Annotated in this window: 27 protein-coding genes; 17 read left to right on the top strand and 10 right to left on the bottom strand. The window is 60.7% G+C overall.

Going from position 1 to position 25,550, the window contains the following annotated elements:
* Nucleotides 1-38: 38 nt before the first annotated feature.
* Nucleotides 39-2,690 (top strand): DUF4118 domain-containing protein, encoded by a 2,652-nt coding sequence (locus tag ACA075_RS21465; RefSeq protein WP_497295210.1) that lies wholly within the window; start codon nt 39-41, stop codon nt 2,688-2,690.
* Nucleotides 2,691-2,738: 48 nt separating this feature from the next.
* Nucleotides 2,739-3,437, top strand: a complete 699-nt coding sequence (locus ACA075_RS21460) for a response regulator (RefSeq protein WP_497295209.1) — start codon at nt 2,739-2,741, stop codon at nt 3,435-3,437.
* A gap of 140 nt (nt 3,438-3,577) precedes the next feature.
* Here ACA075_RS21460 and ACA075_RS21455 read toward each other — a convergent pair whose 3' ends face one another.
* Complete coding sequence (locus tag ACA075_RS21455) at nt 3,578-4,618, bottom strand: patatin-like phospholipase family protein (protein ID WP_219095331.1); 1,041 nt, start codon at nt 4,616-4,618, stop codon at nt 3,578-3,580.
* A gap of 223 nt (nt 4,619-4,841) precedes the next feature.
* Between ACA075_RS21455 and ACA075_RS21450 the strand changes: the two genes are divergently transcribed.
* The 3 genes from ACA075_RS21450 to ACA075_RS21440 all read left to right on the top strand — a co-directional run bounded on the left by ACA075_RS21450 (nt 4,842) and on the right by ACA075_RS21440 (nt 6,964).
* A complete protein-coding gene (locus ACA075_RS21450) occupies nt 4,842-5,120 on the top strand; it encodes a hypothetical protein (RefSeq protein ID WP_010461623.1) in 279 nt (92 codons plus the stop codon).
* Nucleotides 5,121-5,165: 45 nt separating this feature from the next.
* Nucleotides 5,166-5,933 carry a CHAD domain-containing protein gene (locus ACA075_RS21445; protein ID WP_497295207.1) on the top strand — a complete coding sequence of 256 codons (768 nt, stop codon included), beginning with the start codon at nt 5,166-5,168 and terminating at the stop codon, nt 5,931-5,933.
* 233 nt (nt 5,934-6,166) lie between these two features.
* Entirely contained in the window at nt 6,167-6,964 is a 798-nt protein-coding gene (locus tag ACA075_RS21440) for an acyl-CoA thioesterase (RefSeq protein WP_497295205.1), read from the top strand.
* On the opposite strand, the gene ACA075_RS21435 is transcribed toward ACA075_RS21440, so the two are convergent.
* From ACA075_RS21435 to ACA075_RS21425, 3 genes are all read right to left on the bottom strand, one after another.
* Nucleotides 6,965-7,330 carry a terminase gene (locus ACA075_RS21435; protein WP_497295204.1) on the bottom strand — a complete coding sequence of 122 codons (366 nt, stop codon included), beginning with the start codon at nt 7,328-7,330 and terminating at the stop codon, nt 6,965-6,967.
* Nucleotides 7,331-7,538: 208 nt separating this feature from the next.
* Nucleotides 7,539-9,020 (bottom strand): methyl-accepting chemotaxis protein, encoded by a 1,482-nt coding sequence (locus ACA075_RS21430; protein ID WP_497295202.1) that lies wholly within the window; start codon nt 9,018-9,020, stop codon nt 7,539-7,541.
* Nucleotides 9,021-9,210: 190 nt separating this feature from the next.
* Entirely contained in the window at nt 9,211-10,020 is an 810-nt protein-coding gene (locus ACA075_RS21425) for a TatD family hydrolase (RefSeq protein WP_497295201.1), read from the bottom strand.
* 235 nt (nt 10,021-10,255) lie between these two features.
* On the opposite strand from ACA075_RS21425, the gene ACA075_RS21420 reads away from it, so the two are divergent.
* The 3 genes from ACA075_RS21420 (at nt 10,256) to ACA075_RS21410 (ending at nt 12,772) form a co-directional block, all read left to right on the top strand.
* Nucleotides 10,256-11,677 carry an MltF family protein gene (locus tag ACA075_RS21420; RefSeq protein ID WP_497295199.1) on the top strand — a complete coding sequence of 474 codons (1,422 nt, stop codon included), beginning with the start codon at nt 10,256-10,258 and terminating at the stop codon, nt 11,675-11,677.
* 103 nt (nt 11,678-11,780) lie between these two features.
* The gene (locus tag ACA075_RS21415; protein WP_497295197.1) at nt 11,781-12,215 is read left to right on the top strand and encodes a DoxX family protein; all 435 of its coding nucleotides are present in this window, start codon (nt 11,781-11,783) and stop codon (nt 12,213-12,215) included.
* A 248-nt stretch (nt 12,216-12,463) separates the two neighbouring features.
* Nucleotides 12,464-12,772, top strand: coding sequence for a hypothetical protein (locus ACA075_RS21410; RefSeq protein ID WP_010461613.1), 309 nt, complete (start codon nt 12,464-12,466; stop codon nt 12,770-12,772).
* 4 nt (nt 12,773-12,776) lie between these two features.
* On the opposite strand, the gene greB is transcribed toward ACA075_RS21410, so the two are convergent.
* From greB to ACA075_RS21395, 3 genes are read right to left on the bottom strand one after another with little or no spacing between them, the layout of a single operon-like run.
* A complete protein-coding gene (greB, locus tag ACA075_RS21405; protein WP_033057207.1) occupies nt 12,777-13,274 on the bottom strand; it encodes a transcription elongation factor GreB in 498 nt (165 codons plus the stop codon).
* Between the two features lie 34 nt (nt 13,275-13,308).
* Entirely contained in the window at nt 13,309-15,813 is a 2,505-nt protein-coding gene (locus ACA075_RS21400) for an ABC transporter permease (protein WP_497295194.1), read from the bottom strand.
* Nucleotides 15,813-16,496 carry an ABC transporter ATP-binding protein gene (locus ACA075_RS21395; protein ID WP_497295192.1) on the bottom strand — a complete coding sequence of 228 codons (684 nt, stop codon included), beginning with the start codon at nt 16,494-16,496 and terminating at the stop codon, nt 15,813-15,815. Before ACA075_RS21395 ends, ACA075_RS21400 begins: the two co-directional genes overlap by 1 nt.
* A gap of 10 nt (nt 16,497-16,506) precedes the next feature.
* Here ACA075_RS21395 and ACA075_RS21390 point away from each other — a divergent pair, with 10 nt between their 5' ends.
* The 3 genes from ACA075_RS21390 (at nt 16,507) to ACA075_RS21380 (ending at nt 18,536) form a co-directional block, all read left to right on the top strand.
* Nucleotides 16,507-17,112, top strand: coding sequence for an arylesterase (locus ACA075_RS21390; RefSeq protein WP_219095325.1), 606 nt, complete (start codon nt 16,507-16,509; stop codon nt 17,110-17,112).
* A 56-nt stretch (nt 17,113-17,168) separates the two neighbouring features.
* Nucleotides 17,169-17,462 carry a hypothetical protein gene (locus ACA075_RS21385; protein WP_003226812.1) on the top strand — a complete coding sequence of 98 codons (294 nt, stop codon included), beginning with the start codon at nt 17,169-17,171 and terminating at the stop codon, nt 17,460-17,462.
* A gap of 102 nt (nt 17,463-17,564) precedes the next feature.
* A complete protein-coding gene (locus tag ACA075_RS21380; RefSeq protein WP_219095320.1) occupies nt 17,565-18,536 on the top strand; it encodes a L,D-transpeptidase family protein in 972 nt (323 codons plus the stop codon).
* 122 nt (nt 18,537-18,658) lie between these two features.
* Here the strand turns inward: ACA075_RS21380 and oprI are convergent, their stop codons facing one another.
* Nucleotides 18,659-18,910: an outer membrane lipoprotei OprI gene (gene oprI / locus ACA075_RS21375; RefSeq protein WP_003172710.1), complete on the bottom strand. Its 252-nt coding sequence runs from the start codon at nt 18,908-18,910 to the stop codon at nt 18,659-18,661.
* A 641-nt stretch (nt 18,911-19,551) separates the two neighbouring features.
* Between oprI and ACA075_RS21370 the strand changes: the two genes are divergently transcribed.
* On the top strand, nt 19,552-19,839 hold the full coding sequence (locus ACA075_RS21370; RefSeq protein WP_109633645.1) for a GNAT family N-acetyltransferase: 288 nt from the start codon (nt 19,552-19,554) through the stop codon (nt 19,837-19,839).
* Nucleotides 19,840-19,905: 66 nt separating this feature from the next.
* Here ACA075_RS21370 and ACA075_RS21365 read toward each other — a convergent pair whose 3' ends face one another.
* A complete protein-coding gene (locus tag ACA075_RS21365; RefSeq protein WP_497295189.1) occupies nt 19,906-20,982 on the bottom strand; it encodes a 3-deoxy-7-phosphoheptulonate synthase in 1,077 nt (358 codons plus the stop codon).
* 161 nt (nt 20,983-21,143) lie between these two features.
* Nucleotides 21,144-21,587 (bottom strand): PilZ domain-containing protein, encoded by a 444-nt coding sequence (locus ACA075_RS21360; protein ID WP_094468378.1) that lies wholly within the window; start codon nt 21,585-21,587, stop codon nt 21,144-21,146.
* Here ACA075_RS21360 and ACA075_RS21355 point away from each other — a divergent pair.
* The 5 genes from ACA075_RS21355 (at nt 21,586) to cysB (ending at nt 25,544) form a co-directional block, all read left to right on the top strand.
* A complete protein-coding gene (locus ACA075_RS21355) occupies nt 21,586-21,972 on the top strand; it encodes a thioredoxin family protein (RefSeq protein WP_497295187.1) in 387 nt (128 codons plus the stop codon). The genes ACA075_RS21360 and ACA075_RS21355 overlap by 2 nt on opposite strands.
* Nucleotides 21,969-22,925 carry a putative 2-dehydropantoate 2-reductase gene (locus tag ACA075_RS21350; protein ID WP_497295185.1) on the top strand — a complete coding sequence of 319 codons (957 nt, stop codon included), beginning with the start codon at nt 21,969-21,971 and terminating at the stop codon, nt 22,923-22,925. Before ACA075_RS21355 ends, ACA075_RS21350 begins: the two co-directional genes overlap by 4 nt.
* Before the next feature lie 25 nt (nt 22,926-22,950).
* The gene (locus tag ACA075_RS21345; protein WP_497295183.1) at nt 22,951-23,856 is read left to right on the top strand and encodes a 5'-nucleotidase; all 906 of its coding nucleotides are present in this window, start codon (nt 22,951-22,953) and stop codon (nt 23,854-23,856) included.
* Nucleotides 23,857-23,951: 95 nt separating this feature from the next.
* Nucleotides 23,952-24,455, top strand: coding sequence for a universal stress protein (locus ACA075_RS21340; RefSeq protein WP_094468374.1), 504 nt, complete (start codon nt 23,952-23,954; stop codon nt 24,453-24,455).
* 114 nt (nt 24,456-24,569) lie between these two features.
* Nucleotides 24,570-25,544, top strand: a complete 975-nt coding sequence (gene cysB, locus ACA075_RS21335) for an HTH-type transcriptional regulator CysB (protein ID WP_008148549.1) — start codon at nt 24,570-24,572, stop codon at nt 25,542-25,544.
* The last annotated feature ends 6 nt before the right edge of the window (nt 25,545-25,550 follow it).

Genomic DNA, 25,550 nt, shown 5'->3' with positions numbered 1-25,550 from the left:
ATCACCACATCAACATCTGAATAAAGTGAGCTTCAAGCATGAGTGACTCCGGCCGCGCCGACGCGCTGTTAGCAGACCTGCCCCGCGATGGCCGTGGCCGGCTCAAGGTATTCCTCGGCGCCGCGCCCGGTGTCGGCAAGACCTACGCCATGCTGCAAGCCGCCCACACCCAACTGCGCCAGGGCGTGAAAGTCATCGCCGGCGTGGTCGAAACCCACGGCCGCGCCGAAACTGAAGCACTGCTCGGCGGCTTGCCGCAGCAACCCTTGGTGCGTTCGGAATACCGTGGCGTGATGCTTGAAGAAATGGACCTCGACGGCCTGCTCGCGGCCAAGCCGAAGCTGGTGCTGGTGGACGAACTGGCTCACACCAATGCCCCCGGCAGCCGTCACGCCAAACGTTGGCAAGACATCCAGGAACTGCTCGCCGCGGGCATCGACGTGTTCACCACGGTCAACGTCCAGCACCTTGAAAGCCTCAACGATCAAGTCCGCGGGATCACCGGCGTGCAGGTTCGCGAAACCCTGCCGGACTGGGTGCTGCAAGAAGCCTACGAACTGCTGCTGATCGACCTGCCGCCACGCGAACTGCTTGAGCGTCTGCGCGATGGCAAGGTCTACGTGCCGGAGCAGGCGCGGGCGGCCATCGACGCATTTTTCACCCAGACCAACCTCACCGCCCTGCGCGAACTGGCGATGCAAACCGCTGCTGCGCAGGTCGACGATGACCTGGCCCAGGGTTATCGACAACTCGGCCAAGCCGCGCCAGCGGTGCGCGGTCGATTGTTGGTGGGCGTCGATGGCGATGCTCAGGCCGAGCGCCTGGTGCGCCACGCCAGCCGCGTCGCCCAGCGTCGTCATTTGCCGTGGAGCCTGGTGCACGTAGACAACGGTAGCGTGCGCGACGAACAATCGCGACTGCGCTTGCAAAGTGCCCAGCAACTGGCCGAGCGACTGGGCGGCGAAGTGGTTTTACTGCGCGCCGGTGAAGTCGCAAAAACATTGATCCAGCACGCTGCCGAACGCCGTGCCAGCCTGGTGCTGGTCGGTCAGTCCCGGCAGCGTTTGCGTCGACGGTTGTTCGGCGGCGGACTGGCGTCGCGTTTACTGCGCGATGCGCGCGGGCTGGAAATCAACGTCCTCGACAGCGAGCACCAACCGCATCAGCCGCGCCAGCGTTCGGCGCAAACGCTGGTCTGGTTCGACTACGCTTTAGCGGTGGTGGCAACGGTTTTGGCCAGTGCTTTGGCCTGGGCAGTGGCGAGTGTCTTGCCACTGCCGAATATCTCGCTGGTGTTCCTCGCCGCTGTGTTGCTGGTGGCGGTGCGCAGCAGCCTCGGCCCGGCGCTGGCCTGTGCGGCGCTGTCGTTTCTGACCTATGACTTTCTGTTCATTCCGCCGAATTTCTCGTTCGCCATCCAGCGCGAAGAAGACGTGTTGACCTTGCTGTTCTTCCTGCTGATGGCGGCCCTTACCGGTAACCTCGCGGCGCGGCAACGGCGGCAATTGCAGGCGTTGCGCGACACCCAGGAAGAGACCACCGAACTGCTTGACCTGTCGCGCAAACTCACTGCTGCCACCGACCGCCAGGCGGTGGTCAGCGCGGCGGCCCAGCACCTCAACGGCTGGAGCGATCTGCAACTGTGCCTGCTCAACCGCGACGGCCAGGGCGGCTGGAAGGTCGAAACCGGCGGCCCGCTGGCGTTTTCCGAAGCCGAGCGTGCCGCTGCCGATTGGGCCTGGCAACATGACCAGCCGGCGGGCGCGGGCACCGGCACGCTGCCGTTCGGGCGTTGGTGGTGGTGGCCGTTGTCGGTGGAGGAGGGGCCGTTGGCGCTGCTGGGCGTCTGTGCCAAAGAAGGCCAGACCTTGAGCGGTCAGCGTCGGCGTTTGTTGACAGCGTTGAGTCAGCCGCTGGCCCAGGCCTTGGCCCGTGCGCAACTGGCCGAAGACCTGGAAGCCGCGCGCCTGCATGGCGAAACCGAGCAGTTACGCAGTGCCTTGCTGGCGTCGGTGTCCCACGATTTGCGCACGCCGCTGACCTCCATGCGTGGCAGCATCGACAGCCTGCTGGCCCTCGGTGAAGCCATCCCGCTGGAGGATCGCCGCGAACTGCTCGAAGGCACCCGCGATGAAGCCGAGCGCCTCGACCGCTACATTCAAAACCTGCTGGACATGACCCGCCTCGGTCACGGCGCATTGAAGCTGGCGCGGGACTGGGTGTCGCCGGCCGACATTGTCGGCAGTTCACTCAATCGCCTGCGCGCGGTGCTGGCGCCGTTGCAGGTCAGCACCGAAGTGCCGGCTGAATTGCCGCTGCTTTACGTGCATGCCGCGCTGATCGAGCAGGCGCTGGTCAACGTGCTGGAAAACGCCGCGCGTTTTTCTCCGCCTCACGGCCGTCTGCAATTACGCGCCGGCGCCAATGACAGCGAGCTGTTTTTCTCGGTCAGCGACGAGGGGCCGGGGATTCCGGAGGAGGAGCGGGCGAAGATTTTCGACATGTTTTACACCGCTGCGCGCGGTGATCGGGGCGGGCAGGGCACGGGGCTGGGGCTGGCTATCTGTCAGGGAATGGTCGGTGCGCATGGCGGGCGGATAAGTGTCGCCGATGGTATTGAGGGGCGCGGCACCTGCATCACGCTTCACTTGCCTTTGCAGGAACAACCGGGATACGAAAGTGAAGCCTGAACGCGCTTGCGCTACTCTCTTGCTACTTCTTTTTTTTGATGTGAATTCATGAGCCAGACCGCGACCATTTTGGTCATCGACGACGAACCGCAGATCCGCAAATTTCTGCGCATCAGCCTCGCCTCCCAAGGCTACAAAGTACTGGAAGCTGGCACTGGCACCGAAGGCCTGGCGCAAGCGGCGCTGAACAAACCTGACCTGCTGGTGCTCGACCTCGGTTTACCGGACATGGATGGCCAGCAAGTGCTGCGCGAGTTTCGCGAATGGTCGACAGTGCCGGTGCTGGTGCTCTCGGTGCGTGCCGGCGAAGGGCAGAAGGTGGAAGCACTCGATGGCGGTGCCAACGATTACGTGACCAAGCCGTTCGGTATTCAGGAGTTCCTGGCCCGGGTGCGCGCCTTGTTGCGCCAGGCGCCCGTTGGTGAGGCTCAGCAAGCGGCGCTGACGTTCGGCCCGTTGACCGTTGACCTGGCCTATCGCCGGGTGCTGCTCGATAGCACCGAGGTCGCCCTGACCCGCAAAGAGTATGCGGTGTTGGCGCAACTGGCCCGGCACCCCGGGCGGGTGATCACCCAACAGCAACTGCTGAAAGATATCTGGGGGCCGACCCATACCGAAGACAGCCATTATTTGCGGATTGTGGTGGGGCACTTGCGCCAGAAGCTGGCGGATGATCCGACTCAGCCGCGCTTTATCGTTACCGAGGCAGGGGTTGGGTATCGGTTGTTGAGTGAGGGTAGTCTTTAGCTTTTTGGTGTCCGGTCTATTGTCTTCGCGGGCAAGCCTCGCTCCTACAGGATTTGAGTCGTTCACAACGCTCGCGAACGACTCAAGTCCTGTAGGAGCGAAGCTTGCCCGCGAAGAGGCCGGATATTCACCCGAAAACGTCAGGAATCCCGCTCATTCTCATACCGATCCAACGTATCCCGCGCAATCTCCCGCCCGAGCGCGATCAACTCCGGCGCCTTGTAAAACTCGAAAAACCGGCACACCCGTTTCGGCACGTTGATCAAGATATCCGGCGGATACCCGGCGATCTTGTACTGCGCCAACGACGTCTGCATCACTTCAAAACTCTGGTTGATCAGGTCCAGCAAGGACGCCGGCCCCACGTTGTCGATGATGAAAGATCCAGTGGCCGACTTCGGTGCGCCTTCGCGTTCGGGGGCGGCCGCCGGTTGCTGGGCTTCGGGTTCGGCGGACTCGATCCAGGGGTTAATGTCGGCCGCTTCGGCCATCAACGCTTCCTTTTCCAGCAGCAGCAATTGTTCTGCCTGTTTGCGGCGGAACGGCATTTTTGAACCCAGGGAGTTGATCAGGCTGTCGAACCGGGTCTTGAACGCGGGCGGACGCTGAATCACCGGCAGTTGATAGTGGCGCTGGTTGGTGGAGTTGAGGTTGACCGCAATAATCAGGTCGCAATGGCTCGACACCACGGGCACGATCGGTAAAGGGTTGAGAATGCCGCCGTCCACCAGCATGCGATTGCCCTGCATCACGGGTGTGAACAGGCTCGGAATCGCTGCCGAGGCTCGCATGGCCTGGTGCAGGCAACCTTCCTGGAACCAGATTTCCTGCTGGTTGGTCAGGTCGGTGGCCACTGCGGTGTAAGGGATGCGCAGGTCTTCGATGTTGATCTCGCCGACAATCTTGCGGATCTGCCCGAACACTTTCTCCCCGCGAATCGCGCCCAGGCGAAAACTGACGTCCACCAGGCGCAAGACGTCGAGGTAGTCCAGGCTTTCGATCCAGTCGCGATAATCGTCAAGTTTGCCGGCGGCGTAGATCCCGCCGACCACGGCGCCCATCGAGCATCCCGCAATGCAGGCGATGTCGTAGCCGCGTCGTTCGATTTCTTCAATGACACCGATATGGGCATAGCCCCGGGCCCCGCCTGAGCCCAGCACCAGTGCGACACGCTTTTTCATGAACGGCCCTCGTCTGACAAGGTTCAACAATGCACCCATCACGGGGCGCGCTTCAATCGCTAAGGTCGCTCGTCGGGCCCAGAGCGTCGTTTTTTCGACACTCCATGGCGGCGCATGGGTATTCTCACGCACGCTTGAAGTTTGCGTGGCGGGGCCAAGGCACTTTTCACGTGCCAGACCGTCTTACCAGCACGACTGTTTACCTAATGTTGAGGTGTGAGTGATGAAAGCCTGGATCTGTGTGCCATTGATTGCCCTGGCACTCGCCGGTTGTGCCGGTAAAACCGCTTATCGTGACAGCTGCGGTAGCGGGCTTGACGCCGCGTGGCATGAACTGGACCTGGCCAAGGCAGAGGGTTTCGCCGGCACCGTCAGCTATTCCAAGGCCTTGTCGCTGTTGACGGCGGCCAAGACTCAGCAGCAGTTCGAAGGCTTCGAGGGCTGCACCAAGAAGGCCGAGAAGGCACGCTTCTATATTCGTGAGTCACGTGCCGGCCGTTGAGGCATGATGTAGGGAACAGGGGAAATTCGATTCAGGGAGCAAACGATGTCTGCCTTGGTTGATCGGTTGGTGGCTCAAGTACTGGGTCTGGAAGTTCGTCTGCTGGCTTGCCAGGCGCGCCTGAGTGCGCGCACCGACTCGGAAGCGTTGCACGACCTGCGCACCACGGTTCGCCGTTTGCGCAGTCTGTTGCGACCGTTGCGCGGGCTGCCCGGCGTCGAGCAGCTAGAAGTGGCGGCGTCCCGAGTGGGCGAGCTGACCACGCCGTTGCGTGATCGCGAAGTGCTGGCGGCTTACTTGCTCAAGCACGATCAACCCGAAGCAGCGCAACGACGCATGGCGCAGATGGCCAAGGCTTATCCGGCGGTGGCGACGAGCCCCGAGGTCATGCAGTTACTGATGATCCTCGACGCCTTTCCGCGTTTTCTCCGCGCCTCCCAGCGTCAGGGCTTGCTCAAGGGGCTGCGCAAACGCATCGAAAAACGCCTCGCCCAACAATGGAAGAAACTCGATCAGGCCCTGCACGATCCTGCCCACGATCGTCATCGCTTGCGCCTGTTGATCAAGCGCGTGCGCTATGGCATCGACGCCTACCCCGAACTTGATCGTTTGCCCGACGCGGCGATGCCACGCTTAATGTCGGCGCAAAGTGCCCTGGGCGACTGGCATGACTGTTTTCAATGGCTGGCCAAGGCTGAACAGGAACCCGATCTGCAGCCTTGTGTCGCCGTCTGGAAAACCACCATGGCCAAGGCCGAAGGCCGCGCCGACCGTGTCCTCGACAAACTCAGCGACGCCTGCTTCAGATCCTGAAACCACCCCGATCAAATGTGGGAGCGAACCTGCTCGCGAAAGCGGTGTATCAGTCGGCATCAGGGCTGGCTGACAGACCGCTATCGCGAGCAAACTCGCTCCCACAGTGGTTTTGTGCTGAGCACTGAGCCCAGTGCGGCTCATCTGTCAGTGCTTTTGGCCGGAATAAGCGCTGTGCCGCCTCCGCGGGCTGGTTAAGATCCCTCCATCCTTTTTCGCTCTCCGAGGTTTCCATGCGCTTTTCCGATCTGCTCGACGCCGTCCGCAGCCAGCCGCTGGCGTTGTCTATCCCGGCCGAATGGGCTCAGGGGCGTGCCAGTTTCGGTGGCCTGGTGGCCGCATTGCAATACGAAGCCATGCGCGCAAAAGTCCCGGCGGATCGGCCGGTGCGTTCGCTGGCGATCACCTTTGTCGGACCGGTCGAACCCGAGGTGCCGGTCAGTTTTGAGGTCGATGTGTTGCGCGAAGGCAAAGCCGTCAGCCAGGTGCTTGGCCGGGCGATGCAGAAGGGGCAAGTGGTGACGCTGATCCAGGGCAGCTTCGGTGCATCGCGACCTTCCGAAGTGGCGGTCGCGGCCGAGCCGGCACCTGAAATGAAGCACTGGGACGATTGCCAGGAACTGCCGTATATCAAAGGCGTACTCCCGGCATTCATGCAGCATCTGGCGATGCGCTGGAGTGTCGGCGGTCTGCCGTTCACCGGCAACAAATCCCGCGAAATGGGTGGCTGGGTGCGTTTGCGTGGGGATGTGAAGGAAGAGGCGCTCGGCGAGTCGCACATTCTGGCACTGGTGGACGCCTGGCCACCGGCTCTGTTGCCGCACCTGAGCAAACCCGCGATGGGCAGTACGCTGACCTGGACCATCGAATTCGTCCAGCCGTTGCTCGAGTTGAGCACGCTGGACTGGTGCAAATACCTGGTGGAAATCGAGCATGGCGCTGACGGTTACGGTCACGCGGCCGCGAAACTGTGGAGCGCGGACGGTCAGTTGATCGCCATGAGCCGGCAGACGGTGACGATTTTCGCCTGATCAGTGACGACGGTGGCGCTCACGCCAGGCGCGCCACCAGCCGCCGCTGAGGAAAAACCGTGGGAAGGTCAGGAACTGCTCGACCAGCAAGCGCGACAGCGCATCTTTACGATCACTGAACGGCTCGGAGGCTTGCGCCTCCAGGCTGTGGCCGTGGCGCTGCAAGCCCAACGCGGCGATCACGCCAATGACACCGATGGCGAAGTTCACGAAGTTCAGGCCGAACACCCCGGAAACGATCAGCAAAAACGCCACGATGAAGAGCGGCACGGCAATCAGGTGCAATACCAGATTGGTCGGGTGCTGGTGATTGCCCGGGTAGGCGCGCCATTGCCAGGCGGGTAGGTTGGGGTGACGTTTGCCCATGATGCTAATCCTCGATCCATGTTGAACACATGATTGAAGAATAGGTGTGGCCATTGCGGGCGGCGAATCGAGGTTGGCTATCGGAGTGATAGCGGTCATGCGTGATATTGATGTTGGCGGGTCTGACGCCTTCGCGGGCAAGCCTCGCTCCTACAACATCAAGAGCGCGCAATCCCTGTAGGTGCGAGGCTTGCCCGCGAAGGGGCCTTCAAAGCTTGAGCTGCCCGATCGCCTTGTTCAATTCCCCGGCCAACGCCGCCAGCTCGTTGCTGGTAGTCGCCGAATCCACCGTTTGCTGCACCGTGTTCTCGGTCACATCCCGAATACTCACCACCGCCCGGTTCATTTCTTCCGCGACCTGGCTCTGCTGCTCGGCCGCCACCGCAATCTGCGTATTGCTTTCGCGCATCTGCGCCACCGCGCTGGTGATTTGTGCCAGCGCGACGCCAGCCTCTTGGGCCTGTTGCACGCAATCGTCGGCCTTGAATGAGCTTTCCTGCATGAAGTCCACCGCGTCCCGAGTCCCGGCCTGCAACGCGGAGACCATGATCGTGATTTCGTCGGTCGAGGTTTGCACGCGCTTGGCCAGGTTGCGCACTTCATCGGCGACCACCGCAAAGCCGCGGCCCATTTCGCCGGCCCGGGCCGCTTCAATCGCAGCATTCAGGGCCAGCAGATTGGTCTGCTCGGCAATGCTGTGAATCACACCGACCACGCCGTTGATTTTCTGACTGTCCTCGGCCAGGCGCTGGATCATCTCGGCCGTCTGCTGCACGCCGCCGGACAACCCGGCGATGGATTTCTGCACCCGACTGACCACTTCCTGCCCGCTGCCAGCCAAGGTGTCAGCAGTTTGCGAGAGGTCGCGGGTTGCGCCGGCGTGCTGGGCGATGTGATAGACAGTGGCGGTCATTTCGTTGATCGCCGTGGCAGCCTGATCGGTTTCGCTTTGCTGGCCGAGCATGCCGTGACGCACCTCGTTCATGCTCGAAGCCAGTCGTGCCGCGCCGACATCCAGTTGCCGGGCGGTGCTGGCGACGGTGTTAACCACTCGCTGATAACCGGCCTGCATCGCGTTGAAGGCATTGGCCATCTGCCCGACCTCGTCCTTGCAGGCCAGTGGCACACGGGCTGACAGGTCGCCGGTTTTCTCGACGTGGAGCATCACATCTTTCAAGGTGTTGAGTTGGCTCAGCAAGAACCGGATCAACAACTGCGAAGCGCCAAGCATCGCCAGCATCAGAATGAACACCGCCACTGCGTAGTGGGCGAAGCGTTCGCCGAACACCTGGCTCAGGCTCGGGCCATGGGCGACCACCGCGACCTGCTGACCATCGGGGCGGGAGAACACCTCGGCACCCATCAGCGGGTTGTCGCCGAACAGCGGCATGACGTTGATTTCGACCCAGCCATGGGCATCGGCCAGTTCCAGCACCGGCTGCTCGTTGAGCAACGGCGCCTGCCCGCGACTGAAGGTCAGCAGGTTATCGGTCTTGGGCAGCGGTTGTCCGGCAGGCCAGGCATTGAGCAAGCGCGCCTGAGCCTGAGCCGACACTTGAGAGGCGTGGCTGCGGGCCTGTTGTTCGAGCTGCACGGCGTACAACACCAGCAAGAGCGTGGTGAAGAAGGCGACCGCATTGACCGCCCAGAATTTGTATTTCAGCGAGATGTTGCTAAGCCAGGCACCCATGGAGGTCTTCTCTGATAGCGGAAACAGCATTGGCAAGGTGCCAGCATTGTGCCGCTATGCAGCGATTCTGAACTTGATTTGGATCAATTGTGGGAGCGAGCCTGCTCGCGATAGCGGTGGAAAATTCAACATTGAGGTGACTTTCAGACCGCAATCGCGAGCAGGCTCACTCCCACAAGGGGATTTGTGGTTACTGGGGGATTGAGGGCAGGCCGTAGAACGCGCGGGCACAGGCGGTTGTGTGGGCCGCCAGATCCTCTTCCGTTTCCCCCCGATGCAACGCCACCTCCCGCAACACTTCCGTCAAGTACGCCGGTTCATTGCGACCGTTCTTCGGCTTGGGTCGCAAGCTGCGTGGCAACAGATACGGCGCATCGCTCTCCAGCATCAAACGCCCGCGCTTGATCTCTTTCACCAACGGATGCAAATGCGTGCCCCGGCGCTCGTCGCAGATCCAACCGGTGATGCCGATGTGCAAATCCAGATCGAGGTAGCTGAACAGCGCCTTTTTTTCCCCGGTGAAGCAATGCACCACCGCTGCTGGCAGCTGGTCACGGTAATCACGAAGGATTTCCAGCAGCCGCTGACTGGCATCGCGCTCATGGAGGAACACCGGCAATTGCAGTTCGACCGCCATCGCCAGGTGCTCTTCGAGGACTTTTTCCTGCTGGGGGCGCGGCGAGAAATCGCGATTGAAATCCAGCCCGCATTCACCCACGGCCACCACGTTGGGTTCCTTGAGCAAACTGCGCAGACGCTGGTCGCTGTCGGCGTTCCAGTCGCTGGCCGAGTGAGGGTGAATGCCTGCGGTGGCGAACAGCCGCTGGGCCGTTTCGTCCAGCTCCTGGCACAGCTCCAGCGCCTGCTCGCTGCCTTCGACACTGGTGCCGGTCAGCACCAATTGGCAGACCCCCGCGGCATACGCGCGATCAAGTACGGCCTGGTGTTTATCACCAAAACTGGGGTTGGTCAGGTTGACGCCGATATCGATGAGTTGCATGGTGCTACCTCGGACCAAAGGCCGGAAAGCATATCAGAGCTGTAGATTTATAAGAAAAGCCAAGAACTACAACGAGTTAAAGCTGTCTCTTGATGCCGCGAGACACGCTGGGGTGGCCAAAGTGCCATCACTGTGCCAGTCTTTCGCACTTTGTCAGCGCTCAAGGCGCTCTGTTTCTGTCGTTCGATTTCATGAAAACTCATGAGGTCGGCCCAGTATTCTTTCCGGAGAGTGGATGACACGTCCCTCGATGTTGCTACTGCTGTGCTGTTCGTTGCTGCTGCCGATGCCGGCGGTCGCGCGTCTGGCCGGCCCGCTGCAAGCCGTGCCGGCGGCCAAGGTCCGTGACCTGGCGGAAATTCGCAGCAGTCGTGTATTGCGGGTGCTGGTCAACCAGAGCCGCAACAGTTCCGGCGAAGTCCAGGGACAGGCCATCGGCGTCGAATACCACCGCCTACGCGCCTTCGAGCAATACCTCAACGGTCACGCCCGTGACGGTCAGGAAGTCACCCTCAAGATCATTCCCAAAAGCAAGGACCAACTGCTCGGTGCCTTGCAGCGCGGAGAGGGCGACCTGGTGGCGCCGGGGGAACTGCTCGATTTGCAACCGGGTCATGCGGTCAGCAGCAGCGAACCGATTGCCAGCAACATCCCATTGGTGCTGGTGGGCATCAAGGGGGAACGCCGTTACACCCGCGTCGAACAACTCTCGGGTAAAACCCTGGCGCTGCCCACCGGCAGCGCGGCCGGGGATGCGGTCAGTCAGATCAATTCAAAGCTTGCACTGCACAAGCTGGCACCGGTGAAAATCGAATGGGTCGACCCCAGTCTGGCGGTCGAGGACGTTCTGGAAATGGTCCAGGGCGGGATCTTTCACCTGACCATCGTCGAGCAACCGATTGCCGAGCGCTGGGGCAAGATCCTGCCCAAATTACGCTTCGATAAGCAGGTGTCGATCAGCGACCCGGGCGAAGAGTTCTGGTTCGTGCGCCGCGACGCCTCGATGCTGCGCGCGAGCATCGATCGCTTCCTGACCACCTACAAGAAACCGTCGGACCAGGATGCGGCGTTCCTGCGCATTTATCGACGTCTGTATCAAGTGCACTATCCATTGGCCAAGGCTGATCGCCAGCGTCTGGAAAAACTTCGCCCGGTGCTGCAAAAGCACGCGGATGCCCAGGGCATGGACTGGCTGAACCTGGCAGCGCTGGCCTTCAAGGAGTCCGCGCTGCAACCCAACGCCCGCAGCGGCAGCGGCCCCACTGGCCTGATGCAGATTACTCCGTCGGCCGCCCAGCGCGTCGGGGTCAACAACATCCAGAACCTCGACGCCAATGTGCAGGCCGGGGCCAAGTACCTGGCGATGATCCGACGCAAGTTCTTCGCAAGTCCCAAACTCAACGAGCGCGAGCGCATGGCGTTTGTGCTGGCGGCCTATAACATGGGGCCGGAACGGGTGCAGGGCATGCGCGCCGAAGCCAGGCGCCGAGGCCTGAATCCCAATCAGTGGTTCTTCCAGGTCGAGCGCATTGCCATGGAGCAAGTGGGAATGGGTGCCGTCAGCTATGTTAATAGCGTGAACAAGTATTACCTGGCGTTCGATCGTGAGAGGGAATCGTTGGAGCCCCAGGGGCAGAAAGTTGCCTCACGGAAATGATCGACTAAACTGATTTTTATGTCGCAAAAATCGCGCTTTTAACATTTGGTTTATCGATTAGTATAGCGGCCAACCAACACTCAATCACAATGGATGACACAGCATGAGCACACTGATCAACAAGGTACTGTTTACCCGCGCTGGCTACGGCTTGACCGTTCTGCGGATCTTCGTCGGTATCATCTTTGCCGCTCACGGCGCGCAGAAACTCTTCGGCATGTTCGGTGGTTACGGCATTGCCGGCACCGCGCAGTATATGGAAAGCCTGGGTCTGGCACCGGGTCACCTGATGGCGATCCTGTCCGGTGGTACCGAGTTCTTCGGCGGTCTGGCCCTGATCATCGGTCTGCTGGTACGCCCGGCAGCACTGGGGCTGACCTTTCTTTCGCTGGTCGCCATTTTCACCGTGCACTTCAGCCACGGCCTGTTCATGTCCAACAACGGTTATGAATTCGCCCTGGCCCTGCTCGGCGGCAGCATCGCTGTACTGATCGAGGGTGCCGGCAAACTGTCGGTAGACCGCGCGATCGCTGACTGACCGCTCTGGCTCAAGGAAAAGGCCCGCATTGCGCGGGCCTTTTTTGTTGTGCGTCATTCTTGACACTGTCCGGTCAGCTTCTCTAGGATGCTGCTCATGCGCCGATTTAAACAGCTACTTGCGGGGCGCCAGGTGACTCATCCAGTTGCCGATAGAAGCTTGAAACAGGCTTCGAAATACCGCTAAAGCGCTGGTTCGGTGTTGCCTCTCACCTGCCATGCAGACTTTTGAGGCAGAGACACGACCCCATGAATGCACTAAGCCCCGTTGTACGCCCCGCGCCGATCACGGCACACCTCACCCAGCGCAATCCAAAAATCCTGCTTGGCGGGAAACATCAGCCGACGCTCCTGCGTTATCTCGATGGCTGGCCACGTCGTACCGGCGGCCCCGCAGCGTTCCTCATCCAGTTTGTCGAAGACGGTGAATCACTGGCGCGATTTGCCAGCGACAGTTTTGATCTGGCGGTGATTCAATCGCCCAGTGTCGAAGAGGCGCCAGAGGTGATCAGGCAGCTGACCCGGGTTGCCCGGCAAGGTTTGATCACGCGCCGCTGAGGCTTTAGAGATACTCGATCGCCACGATATACACGCACTGCTCACCGGTCGGTGTCTGGACCCGAACCTCGGCGTCCAGCGCCTTGCCAATGAGCGCACGAGCGAGCGGCGAATCGATGCTGATCAGGCCCAGTTTCAAGTCCAGTTCATCCGGCCCGACAATGCGGTAGCGTGACTCTTTGCCGTCTTCATCTTCGATGGTGACCCAGGCGCCGAAGTAGACCTTATTCGGGTCGCTGGGCTTCTCGCTGACAACCTTCAGTGCTTCGAGACGCTTGGTGAGAAAGCGCACGCGACTGTCGATTTCGCGCAGCATCTTTTTGCCGTAGGTGTACTCGGCGTTTTCCGAGCGATCGCCCTGTGCCGCCGCCTCGCTGACCGATTGCGTCACCTGAGGCCGACGGACATGCCAGAGCTCATGGAACTCGGCCCGCATCCGCGCTTCACCTTCGGGGGTGATCAGCGCGGTGCCAGCGGTGCGGGGAGGGCGATAACGGCTCATGGCAACTTCTTGTCAGGGAAAGGCCTTGAGTCTATCAACCCTCGCGCAACACTGTCAGGGGGCTGGCGTTCAACGCGCGACGGGTGCCGAACACGCCGGCGCCGCCGATCAGCACCGCGCCAATCAACGGCAACACCAACAGCCACGGATGCGGATGCCACGGCAGGTCGAAGGCGTAGCGGTAAAGCACCAGGCTCACCAGTTCCGAACCCAACGCCGCCAACAACCCACTGACCGCACCGAGCAAACCGAACTCGATCCGCCGCGCCTTGACCAGCAGCTGCCGTTCGGCCCCCAGTGCACGAAGCAGCGCGCCTTGGCGAATGCGCTCATCGAGGGTCGCCTGCAAGCCCGAGAACAACACCGCCATCCCCGCCGCCAATACAAACAGCAGCACGTATTCCACGGCCAGAGTGACCTGGGCGAGGATGCTGCGCAGCTGCTCCAGCAAGGCTTCGACTTGCAGAATGGTCACCGCCGGGAAGGCCCGGGACAGGTCGACAATCTGCTGATCGTGACCCGCCGCCAGATAGAAACTGGTCAGGTAGGTCGCGGGCAAATCCTTCAATGTGCCTGGCTGGAAGATCATGAAGAAGTTCGGCTGGAAGTTGTCCCAGTTGATCTCCCGCAAGCTGGTGACCTTCGCTTCGCGATTGACCCCGCCGACGGTAAAGACCATGTGATCGCCCAGCTTGAGCTTCAGGCTTTCGGCAACCTTGCCTTCCACCGACACGCCGGGGATGTCATCGGCTGGCTGTTCGTTCCACCAGTTGCCCGCCGTGAGTTTGTTGCCCGCCGGCAGGTCTGCAGCCCAGGTCAGGCTCAGGTCGCGCTGGATAGCCCGGTCACCCGCCGAATCCTTGCTGACGATTTCCTGCACCGGCTCGCCGTTTATGCTGATCAGTCGTCCCGGCACCACCGGGTACAGCGGCGCCGATTGGGCTGACAGTTCGATCAGTCGATCAGTGAAGGCCTGTTTGTCGGCGGGCAGGATGTTCAGGGCGAAATAGTTCGGCGCGTTTTTCGGCAACTGGTTCTGCCAGGTGTCCAGCAACTCGCCGCGCAACAACGCGATCAACGCCATGGACAACAGGATCAGACCGAAGGCCAGGGCTTGTCCCGCTGCCGCCAGAGGATGGCGCAGCAATTGGCCCAGCCCGAGGCGCCAGGGCAACGAGGCGCGCGCCAGCATCCGACGCAGGCTTTTGAGCAGCAGCAACAGCAGGCCGCCGAGTATCACAGCCGCGATCACGCCTCCGCCGAGCAGGGCGAAGGTCAGCACCAAATCAAGGCTCAGACGCCACATGATTAGGCCAAGGGCACCCAGGGCGGCGCCATAGACCATCCACGTGCTGGAAGGAATCGGCAGCATGTCTCGACGCAGCACCCGCAGCGGCGGCACTCGACCGAGTGCAGCCAGGGGTGGCAGGGCAAAACCGGCCAAGGCCACCAGCCCGGTGCCGATCCCGGCAATGGCTGGAAACAGACCGCCCGGTGGAACGTCGGTCGGCAACAAATCATGCAGCAACGCGAACAATCCAAGTTGTGCGAGCCAGCCGAGGAGGGCGCCACTGAGGCTGGCGAGCAGGCCAAGTACCGTCAGCTGCAAACTGAACAGCACCATGGTTTCCCGACGCGACAGACCCAGGCAACGTAGCAACGCACTGGCGTCGAATCGGCGAGTGGCGAAGCGTGTTGCCGACAGCGCCACGGCCACGCCGGACAGCAGAACGGCGACCAGGCTGGCCATGTTCAGGTAACGCTCGGCCTTGCCCAGGGCGCCGCCAATCTGTCGATTGCCGTCACGGGCATCCTGGATGCGCTGGTTGGCGGCCAGGCCGGGTTTGACCAGTTGACGATAGGTTTCCAGCGCTTCGGCTTTGCCGCGCCAGAGCTCCCGGTAACTGACCCGGCTGCCGGGTTGCACCACGCCGGTTGCGGCGAGGTCGCTTAGGTTGATCAGCACCCGCGGCGTGAGGCTGTAGAAATTGCCGGCACGGTCCGGTTCGTAGGTCAGGACCCGCGCCAGTTTCAGGGTGCGCAGGCCGACATCGATGCTGTCGCCGATCTTCAGATCGAGCGCGGTCAGCAGTCGCGCTTCGACCCATGCCTCGCCGGGTTTCGGTCCGCCACCGGGTTCTTCCGGGGCGAAGGGCGCCGGGGCGCTTTTCAGTTCGCCCCGCAGTGGATAAATGTCGTCGGCGGCCTTGATGCTGGACAGCTGAATGCCGTTGTCGGTGGCGATCACACTGGAGAACTCCACCACTTGAGCGTGTTCGAGTCCCAGTTCCGTGCCACTTTTGATCTGTTCCGGACGCGCGGGCGAGCTGCCTTCAAGCAGCAGGTCGGCGCCGAGAAATTCGGTAGCGCGCAACATCATGGCGCCATTCAGGCGGGCACCGAAGTAACCGATGGCGGTACTCGCCGCCACGGCAACCACCAGGGCGAAGAACAACACGCGCAACTCACCGGCGCGGGCGTCGCGCAGGAGTTGGCGGATGGCAAGGCTGAACAGGCGCAATAGCGGCAGGCGTGCCATCAAGGCTCCAGAGGGGCGACCAGGAGGCCGGCTTCAAGGCGGATCAGGCGCCGGCAGCGATGTGCCAGGCGTTCGTCGTGGGTCACCAGCACCAGGGTCGTGCCGCGTTCCTGGTTGAGTTCGAACAACAGGTCGCTGATGCGCTCGCCGGTATGGCTGTCGAGGTTGCCGGTGGGTTCGTCCGCAAACAGCACATCGGGTTCGGCGGCAAACGCGCGGGCAATCGCTACGCGCTGCTGTTCGCCACCAGAGAGCTGGCGTGGCGAATGGGTCAGGCGCTGGCCCAGGCCCACCCGCTGGAGCAATTGAGTAGCAAGTTCGCGGGCATCTTTGCGGCCGTCGAGCTCCAGCGGCAGCATGACGTTTTCCAGCGCGTTGAGGCTATCCAGCAGTTGAAACGACTGAAGCACAAAACCCACATGCTCGGCCCGAATGCGCGCGCGCTGGTCTTCGTCGAGACTGCTCAGGCCCTGGCCGGCGAGGGTGACTTCACCGCTGCTCGGCAGGTCGAGGCCGGCGAGCAGGCCCAGGAGGGTGGATTTGCCGGAACCGGAGGCGCCAACGATGGCCAGGCTGTCGCCCTTGTTCAGTTCCAGGCTGAGTTCGTGCAGGATAGTCAGTTCACCTTCCGCGCTGGGAACCACTTTGCTGAGGTTCTTCGCGGTGAGAATGCTTGCGCCCATGGAGAATCCGATGCGTGTGTGGTTTTTGAGTGCTGGCCTGGCCTTGATGTGCATGGCCCAGAACGCAGCGGCGGGTACTGTCCTGATCGTTGGCGATAGTATCAGCGCCGGTTTCGGCCTGGATACCCGTTTGGGGTGGGTGTCGCTGCTTGAGCAGCGGCTCAAGCGCGAAGGTTTCGACGATAAGGTGGTCAATGCCTCCATCAGCGGCGACACCAGTGCCGGAGGCCAGGCGCGCCTGCCTGCGCTGCTTGCAGAGCATAAGCCTGAGCTGGTGATCCTCGAGTTGGGCGGTAACGACGGGCTGCGCGGAATGCCCCCAGCTAATTTGCAACAAAACCTTGCGTCTATGATCGACAGCTCCAGGGACAGTGGCGCCAAGGTGCTTTTGCTCGGCATGCAGCTGCCACCCAACTACGGCGTTCGTTATACCGAGGCTTTTGCGAAGGTCTACAGCGCGCTGGCCGAAGAGAAAAAAATCCCGCTGGTGCCGTTTTTTCTCGACGGCGTGGGCGGTCATCCGGACTTGATGCAAGCCGACGGATTGCACCCGGCTGCGGGCGCTCAGGACAAGTTGCTGGAAAATGTCTGGCCGACACTGAAACCGCTGCTTTGACGCTTTTCTAGTGGCGGTGTTTCGGCTAAGGTGGCGCCCCCGATTTGGAGCCCCCGATGCCGCGTCCTGCCTGGTCCCTTTTTGCCTACCAACTGATCGAGCCTGACGAACAGCTGGATCTGTTCGCCTGCCAGGAAGTGCGGGTGCATCTGGTGACCCGTCAGCTGGAGCTGGGCGGCTCGGCCGATCGAACCTTGTGCGGCAGTCTGCTGCCCGCGCAACCGCGCTGGTCGAGTGTCGACCGTCGGGTGTTCCAGGACCAGCGCCTGTGCTCGCTGTGCCGGGCCATCCTCGAATCGCAGAAACGCGGCACCTCGCCGATCTGGCCGGAACTGCGTTTCGAGCTTTAGAAGCCGATAGATTGCTTGCTATCGGTCAACTCCCCGATTTTCCAGATGCCGGTGTACAATCGCGTTTTTATACCCTTGTCGATCATGCGAAGGATTTTCCGGATGTTGCCGCGTTTTCCTGCCGTCACCCGCTGCCTGTCTCTCGCCGCCCTTTGTGTGGCGGGCCCCGTAGCCGCTTTGGAGCTGCCCCTGCCACCGCCCGGTGAAGACATCGTCGGCCAGGTGCAAGTGATCAAGGCCAAGTACGAAGACACCTTCGCCGACCTTGGTACCACCTACGATCTGGGCTATTCGGAGATGGTTGCAGCCAACCCTGGCGTCGATCCATGGTTGCCGGGCGCCGGCACCGAGATCGTCCTGCCGACGCGCTTCATCCTGCCGCCGGGCCCGCGTGAAGGCATCGTCATCAACCTGGCTGAATACCGCCTCTACTACTACCCGAAAGGCCGGAACGTGGTGTACACCTTCCCGCTGGGCATCGGCCGTGAAGGCTGGGGCTCGCCGATTGCCCACACCAGCATCATCGCCAAGACGCCGAACCCGACCTGGACCCCTCCAGCGTCGATCAAGGCCGAGCACGCCGCTGACGGCGATCCGCTGCCGAACGTCGTGCCGGCAGGCCCGGATAACCCGCTGGGGCCGTTCAAGTTCACCCTTGGTACGCCGGGCTACCTGATCCACGGTTCGAACAAGAAGTTCGGCATCGGCATGCGCACCAGCCACGGCTGCTTCCGCATGTTCAACAACAACGTGCTGGAAATGGCGGGCATGGTGCCGGTCGGTACGTCGGTACGCATCCTCAGCGATCCGTACAAGTTCGGTGTCAGCGGTGGCAAGGTGTATCTGGAAGCGCACACGCCGCTGGACGACAAGGGCAACCCTTCTGTGGTCGACAAACACACGGCGGTGATCAACGCGATGCTCAAGCGTGAGGACATCACCAATAACCTGCGCATGAACTGGGATGTGGTCCGCGACGTGGTGGCCGCTGAAGATGGCCTGCCGGTGGAAATCGGAGTGCCGAACACTTCCGCGCCGATGGTGACGAGTGCACCGATCGACCCGCTGCAGTAAAGCCTGAAAAGAACCCGCCGAAGCAGGTTGCCTCGGCGGGTTTTTTATTGCCGAAAGGAAACACCGGGCAAAAAAAAGCCGACCCATAAATGGGTCGGCTTGATAACAATCCCGAAGGACTATTACTTGCGGCTAGCTTTTTCCAGCATGCGCAGAGCACGCTCGTTAGCTTCGTCAGCAGTCTGTTGTGCTTTTTGAGCAGCAGCCAGAGCTTCATCAGCTTTACGGTAAGCTTCGTCTGCACGAGCCTGGGAGCGAGCTGCTGCGTCTTCAGTAGCAGTCAGACGTGCTTCGGTTTCTTTCGATACGCTGCTGCAACCGGTAGCCAGAACTGCGGCCAGAGCCAGAGCAGAGAATTTCAGAACGTTGTTCATCGTGTTCCCCTTCAAGGACTTTCTATTAAGTAGCTGTCTCCTCAGAGTGAGGAAATAGCCGGCGTACATACTACCCATTACTTCTAGTAAGTAAACTGACGTGTAGCAAGAAGCAAAAAAAATTGTAGGCGTTGATTCTTTTTCGAGCAACTTTTAACTGCATTGTTTAAAAAATATCCAGCTGGGAGGCCCGAAATGAGCGAGCCGCCGAAAAAAAGTTCCGTGCACTCAGCGCTGTTTTTCTCATTCTTGGCTAAAGTCTGTCTATATGGATTCGTCCATACTTTTGTTCGGATTTTGCGCCGTGGCTCTCATAATCTTTATCCATCTTGATGGTGACTTTAAGAGCGCGCGTTCGTCTTAAGTCTCAACATCCGGCAATGTTCAGGCTATCGACCCGCGGATATCTCCGGTCGAGCTGTCCCTGCGTCACCCGGAGCAGCACCCGCCACTGAGCGCGATGACGAGCGTACCTTGAGCATTTCTGCCAATGGTGCCTACTATTTGATACGTGCTCGGTTGCGCGAGATCGGTGCAGCTCTTCTCGGCGTCCATTCAGGCACGGGGTGGCGTAGATGTTCCTTCGCCGGACAAACATCGGTAAGGTAGGGGTCAGAATTCAAGACCCGCGAGGAGTAGTGATGAGCGAGGCGTTGTCCATCCACCATGACCAGGCTGGTCATCAGTTCGAGACCAGTGTGGACGGTCATCGTGCCTACCTGACCTATATGGATCTGGGGAAACAGACCCTGGATATCTATCGCACCTTCGTGCCCAACGCATTGCGGGGTCGCGGCATCGCGGCCGCATTGACCGAACAGGCGCTGCAGTACGCTGAAGAAATGGGTTACACCGTCATTCCATCGTGCTCATACGTCGAGCGCTACATGGAGCGCCACCAGCGGCATGCCGCCAAGCTGAGCCAGTAACCTCAAAATACGAACACAAAAAAACGCCGGGTTTAGCCCGGCGTTTTTGTGTGCGGCGAAACGTGATCAGTTGCGAGCGCGTTTAGGCAGCACATCCTTGAGCTTGGCGTGCATGCTGCGCAAGGTGTTTTCGGTAGCGGACCAATCGATGCAGGCATCGGTGATCGACACGCCGTATTGCAGGTCGGCGAGGTCTTTCGGGATGGCCTGGCAACCCCAGTTCAGGTGACTTTCGACCATCAGGCCGATGATCGACTGGTTGCCTTCGAGGATCTGGTTGGCGACGTTCTCCATCACCAGCGGTTGCAGGGCGGGGTCCTTGTTGGAGTTGGCGTGGCTGCAATCGACCATGATGTTCGGCTTGATCTTCGCCTTGTTCAGCGCTTGCTCGCAGAGCGCGACGCTGACCGAATCATAGTTCGGCTTGCCGTTGCCACCGCGCAGGACCACGTGACCGTAGGCGTTGCCCTTGGTGGTGACGATCGACACGCCACCTTCCTGGTTGATGCCGAGGAAGCGGTGCGGGCTGGAAACGGACTGCAGGGCGTTGATCGCCACGGTCAGGCCGCCATCGGTGCCATTCTTGAAGCCGACAGCCGAAGACAGGCCGGAAGCCATTTCACGGTGAGTCTGGGATTCGGTGGTGCGAGCGCCGATGGCCGACCAACTGATCAGGTCCTGCAAGTATTGCGGGGAGATCGGGTCGAGGGCTTCGGTAGCGGTCGGCAGGCCCATTTCGGCCAGGTCCAGCAGCAACTGACGACCGATGTGCAGACCGTCCTGAATCTTGAACGAGTCGTCCAGGTACGGGTCGTTGATCAAGCCTTTCCAGCCGACGGTGGTGCGTGGCTTCTCGAAATACACGCGCATGACCAGATACAGGGTATCGGACACTTCTGCAGCGAGCACTTTCAGGCGCTCGGCATATTCGTGGGCCGCCTTGATGTCGTGGATCGAGCAAGGCCCGATCACGACGAACAGGCGGTGGTCGGTGCCATCAAGAATGTTGCGAATGACTTCGCGGCCCTTGGTGACGGTGCGCAGGGCAGCGTCGCTCAGAGGAATATCACGCTTGAGCTGATCGGGAGTGATCAGGGTCTCGTTGGAGGCGACGTTTAGGTCGTTGATCGGTAAATCAGCCATCGTTTACTCGTCAGGTCACGGGTGCCGGCCGCCAGCGAACCCGCGCGGCGGAGCACAGCAAATTAAGCGCGTCGGGGAGCCGAACCTTAGCGCGTTAAGCGCCTGCTCGACAATGGGCAGACACCGGTTTTGGGGGCTTTCTCACTAATTGAGAACGTCGCCTAACCCAGCGCAGGCTGTGCAAATGCCTTGCTAACCGTGTCGTGAGAGAACTCGTCGGCATGCTGTTGGACCCAGTCGAGGGCCAAGGCCTGAATATCTTGCAGGTCTTCGTGTGCGTCACGCAGGCGGCAATAACGTTCGATCTGGCAAACCTGCTCGCCCATTCGCGCACTGAACAGCATTTGTTCGTCGACGAAGGCAATGCCCACCAGGTAACCGCGCTTGCGTCGCAGGCACCAGGCCACATAGCCCAGATAGCGCAAATCGGGATTCAAGGTTGGCATGCGCACTTCCAGCGCCGTACCGTGGCGCCAGGCGCGGTGGTAATTGCAAGCCATGCCGCCGAGGCTGATAGTGTGCAGCCGTTGCCGCGAAATGCACTCATGCTTGAGCAACGTTAACTCGACGGGCACATCGTCAGGGTGAGGTAAAAAACGTCCCATGAACACAAACTCCATGTGTCGGCCATTTGACATTGTTTCCCCCAGTATAGTGGTCGAATTGGAACTGACCGATTTCGACGCCGACCAACGGCTGCTGGCGATGAGCGGTGTATCGCTGGTGATTTTCACCAGTGTCGGCTGCGCCAGTTGCCGTTTTGCCCGCGAGCAACTGCCGGGACTCGATCTGGCGATCAACCGGCTGTGCTGGATCGATGCCGGGGACAATGGCGGGCTGGTCGAGCGTTATCAGGTTTTTCATTTGCCGGCGCTGTTTGTGGTGCGCGACGGCGAGTTTTTCGGGGCAGTACAGTCGCGCCTGACCAGCACCGGGCTCAATGAAGCCGTGTGCCAGGCGCTCAGTCGACATCCAGAGGAGTTGCCATGATGGGGGCAGTTGCCAAACCGACCATCGGTATTATCGGAACCGGCGCGATCGGCGGGTTCTACGGGGTGATGCTGGCGCGTGCCGGGTTCGATGTGCACTTCTTGTTACGCAGTGAGTTCGCAGCGGTCGCCGAACGCGGGCTGCAAGTCGACAGTGCGGTGCATGGCGCGTTGACGCTGAACCCGGTCCAGGCCTATTCGTGCGCTGAGGACATGCCCGCCTGTGACTGGTTGCTGGTCGGCGCCAAAACCACCAGCAACGCGGACCTCGCGCCCGCCATCATCCAGGCCGCTGCACCGAATGCCAAGGTCCTGCTGTTGCAAAATGGCCTGGACGTCGAAGACAGCTTGCGTGAGTTACTTCCCGATTCCCTGCACCTGCTCGGCGGACTGTGTTTTATCTGCGTCCATCGCGAAGGGCCTGGTGTCATAACCCATCAAGCACTCGGCGCGGTAAACGTCGGCTACCACAGCGGTCCCGCAGCCGATGAGCAGGCGCGAATGACGATTGTCGAGGAGGGCGCCGGACTGTTCCGCGCGGCCGGCATCGACTCTCAGGCCATGCCGAATCTGCACCAGGCACGCTGGCAAAAACTGGTCTGGAATATCCCTTACAACGGCCTGTCGGTTCTGCTTGGGGCCAGCACCACGCCGTTGATGGCCGATGCCGACAGCCGGGAACTGATCCAGGCGCTGATGGCCGAAGTGGTTCAGGGAGCCATCGCCTGCGGTCACGACATAGCGGCCGGCTATGCCGAGTATTTGTTCAAGGTGACCGAGAAAATGCCCGACTATTGGCCGAGTATGTACCACGATTTTCTGCACCAACGACCGCTGGAACTGCAGGCAATTTACGCGCGTCCTCTGGCGGTGGCCAAGGCGGCGGGGTGCGAATTGCCGCGTATCGAATCCTTGTATCGCAGCTTGAGTTTTATCGATCGGCGCAACACGTGAGCCAATCAACCTGAGGGGGAAGGGCATGGCAAAGACTATCGACGACAAACTGGTGCTGGCGATCTCGTCGCGGGCGCTGTTCGACCTGAGCGAAAGTCACAAGGTCTATCTGTCGAGCGGCGTCGAGGCCTACCGGCAATATCAGATTGAGCACGAAGACGAAATACTCGCGCCCGGTGATGCGTTTCCGTTGGTAGAAAAACTGCTCAATCTGAACGCCAGCCTCGGTCGGGCCCGGGTCGAGGTGATCCTGGTGTCGCGCAACAGCGCCGACACCGGCCTGCGGGTATTCAACTCGATTGATCATTATGGCCTGGCGATTTCCCGCGCGGCGTTCGTTGGCGGGCGCAGTCCTTATCCGTACCTCAAGGCCTTTGGCTGCGACCTGTTTCTCTCCACCCATGCCGAAGACGTGCGCAGCGCGCTGGACGCCGGGTTCGCTGCGGCGACCATTTTGTCGGGTGGTGCCAGCCGTGCGGCCAGCGATGAACTGCGCATCGCCTTCGACGGAGATGCCGTGCTGTTTTCCGACGAGTCTGAGCGGATCTATCAATCCGGTGGCCTGGAAGCATTTCAGGCCAGCGAGCGCGAATCGGCCCGCGAGCCTTTGCGCGGAGGTCCGTTCAAAGGCTTCCTCGCCGCCCTCAATCTGTTGCAACGCGAGTTTCCCGATGACGCCTGTCCGATCCGCACCGCCCTGGTGACGGCGCGGTCGGCGCCAGCCCATGAGCGGGTGATCCGCACCTTGCGCGAGTGGGATATTCGTCTGGACGAGTCGCTGTTTCTCGGCGGCCTGACCAAATCGGCGTTTCTCGAAGCGTTCGCCGCCGACGTGTTTTTCGACGATCAGGCCGGCCACTGTGAACTGGCTCGCGAAGTGGTCGCCACCGGCCACGTGCCCCATGGCATAAGCAACGAGCAAAAAGTTTAAGCCCGCCGTTCAACGCGTTACGCCGAACGTCGTACTCGCCAAGGCACTGCTAAGCTGAATCAAATCTCCGCCATGTTGGTACTCGAGGAGGTCATATGATTCATTCGATGCTGTATGCCACGGACCTCGGGCTGTATGCACCGTTGGTGATGCAGCATGCCTTGGCGCTGGCGCGGACATTCAATGCCGACTTGTATGTCGTGCACGCCGTTGAGCCCATGGGGTTGTTTGCCGAATCAGTGCTGCAGAGTTACCTCGATGAGCAGGCCTTGAACGAGTTTCACAGTCAGGGTCTGAGCACGGTGATCGCCAATATCGAGCAGCGGGTGCTCGACAGCTTTCGTGAAGAGTTGGGGGATGAAGGGGAGCAGGATCTGGAGCGGATCAAAGCGGTGCGGGTGCTGCAGGGTGACCCGTCGCAGGTGATTCTTGACCAGGCGCAGAAACTCTCCGTGGATTTGTTGATCGTAGGTAGTCATAGCCATGGCGCAGGTGCGGAAACACCCTTGGGGCGCACCGCTGCGCGGGTGTTGCAACTGTCTCGGGTGCCGGTTTACCTGGTGCCGCTGGTGGAACGTCGTCGCCAAGGGGATCGTTAGGGCAAGAATAGTGGCAATTTGACAAAAAAGTTCTAGATTTATTCTTCGAACCATTAATATAGTTATATACCGTCGCTGATGCCCGTGGCGTCTACCTTGCTTTGAGGGATTCATATGAAGCTTCAACAATTGCGCTACATCTGGGAAGTGGCGCACCACGACCTCAACGTTTCCGCTACAGCCCAAAGCCTTTACACCTCTCAACCGGGCATCAGCAAGCAGATCCGTCTGCTGGAAGACGAATTGGGCGTCGAGGTTTTTGCCCGCAGCGGCAAGCACTTGACCCGCGTCACTCCAGCCGGCGAGCGCATCATCACCACCGCCGGCGAGATCCTGCGCAAGGTTGAAAGCATCAAGCAGATCGCCCAGGAATTCTCCAACGAGAAGAAAGGCACCCTGTCGATCGCCACCACGCACACTCAGGCACGTTATGCCTTGCCGCCGGTGATCAGCAATTTCATCAAGCAGTACCCGGACGTTGCCCTGCACATGCACCAGGGTTCGCCGATGCAAATCGCCGAAATGGCCGCTGACGGCACTGTGGATTTCGCCATTGCCACCGAAGCCCTGGAACTGTTCGGTGACTTGGTGATGATGCCGTGCTACCGCTGGAACCGCTGCGTGGTCGTGCCTCAGGGCCACCCGCTGACCAAGCTGTCGAAGCTGACCCTGGAAGCCCTGGCCGAATACCCGATCGTGACTTACGTGTTCGGTTTTACAGGCCGTTCGAAACTCGACGAAGCCTTCAGCCATCGCGGCCTGACGCCGAAAGTGGTGTTCACCGCCGCCGACGCCGACGTGATCAAGACTTATGTTCGTCTGGGCCTGGGCGTGGGCATCGTGGCGAAAATGGCAGTCGATGCCAAACTCGACAGCGACCTGGTCATGCTCGATGCCAGCGACTTGTTCGAATCCAGCATCACCAAAATCGGTTTCCGTCGTGGCACCTTCCTGCGTGGTTTCATGTGCGACTTCATCGAGAAGTTCGCGCCGCACCTGACCCGCGAAGTCATGGCCAAGGCCATTCAGTGCCACAACAAGCAGGAACTGGAAGAGCTGTTCGACGGAGTCGAACTGCCGGTCCACTGATCCCTT

This window comes from Pseudomonas sp. LBUM1663, assembly GCF_059695905.1.
The sequence above is the reverse complement of the archived record's forward strand: the minus strand, read 5'-3'. Positions and strand labels throughout refer to the sequence as shown.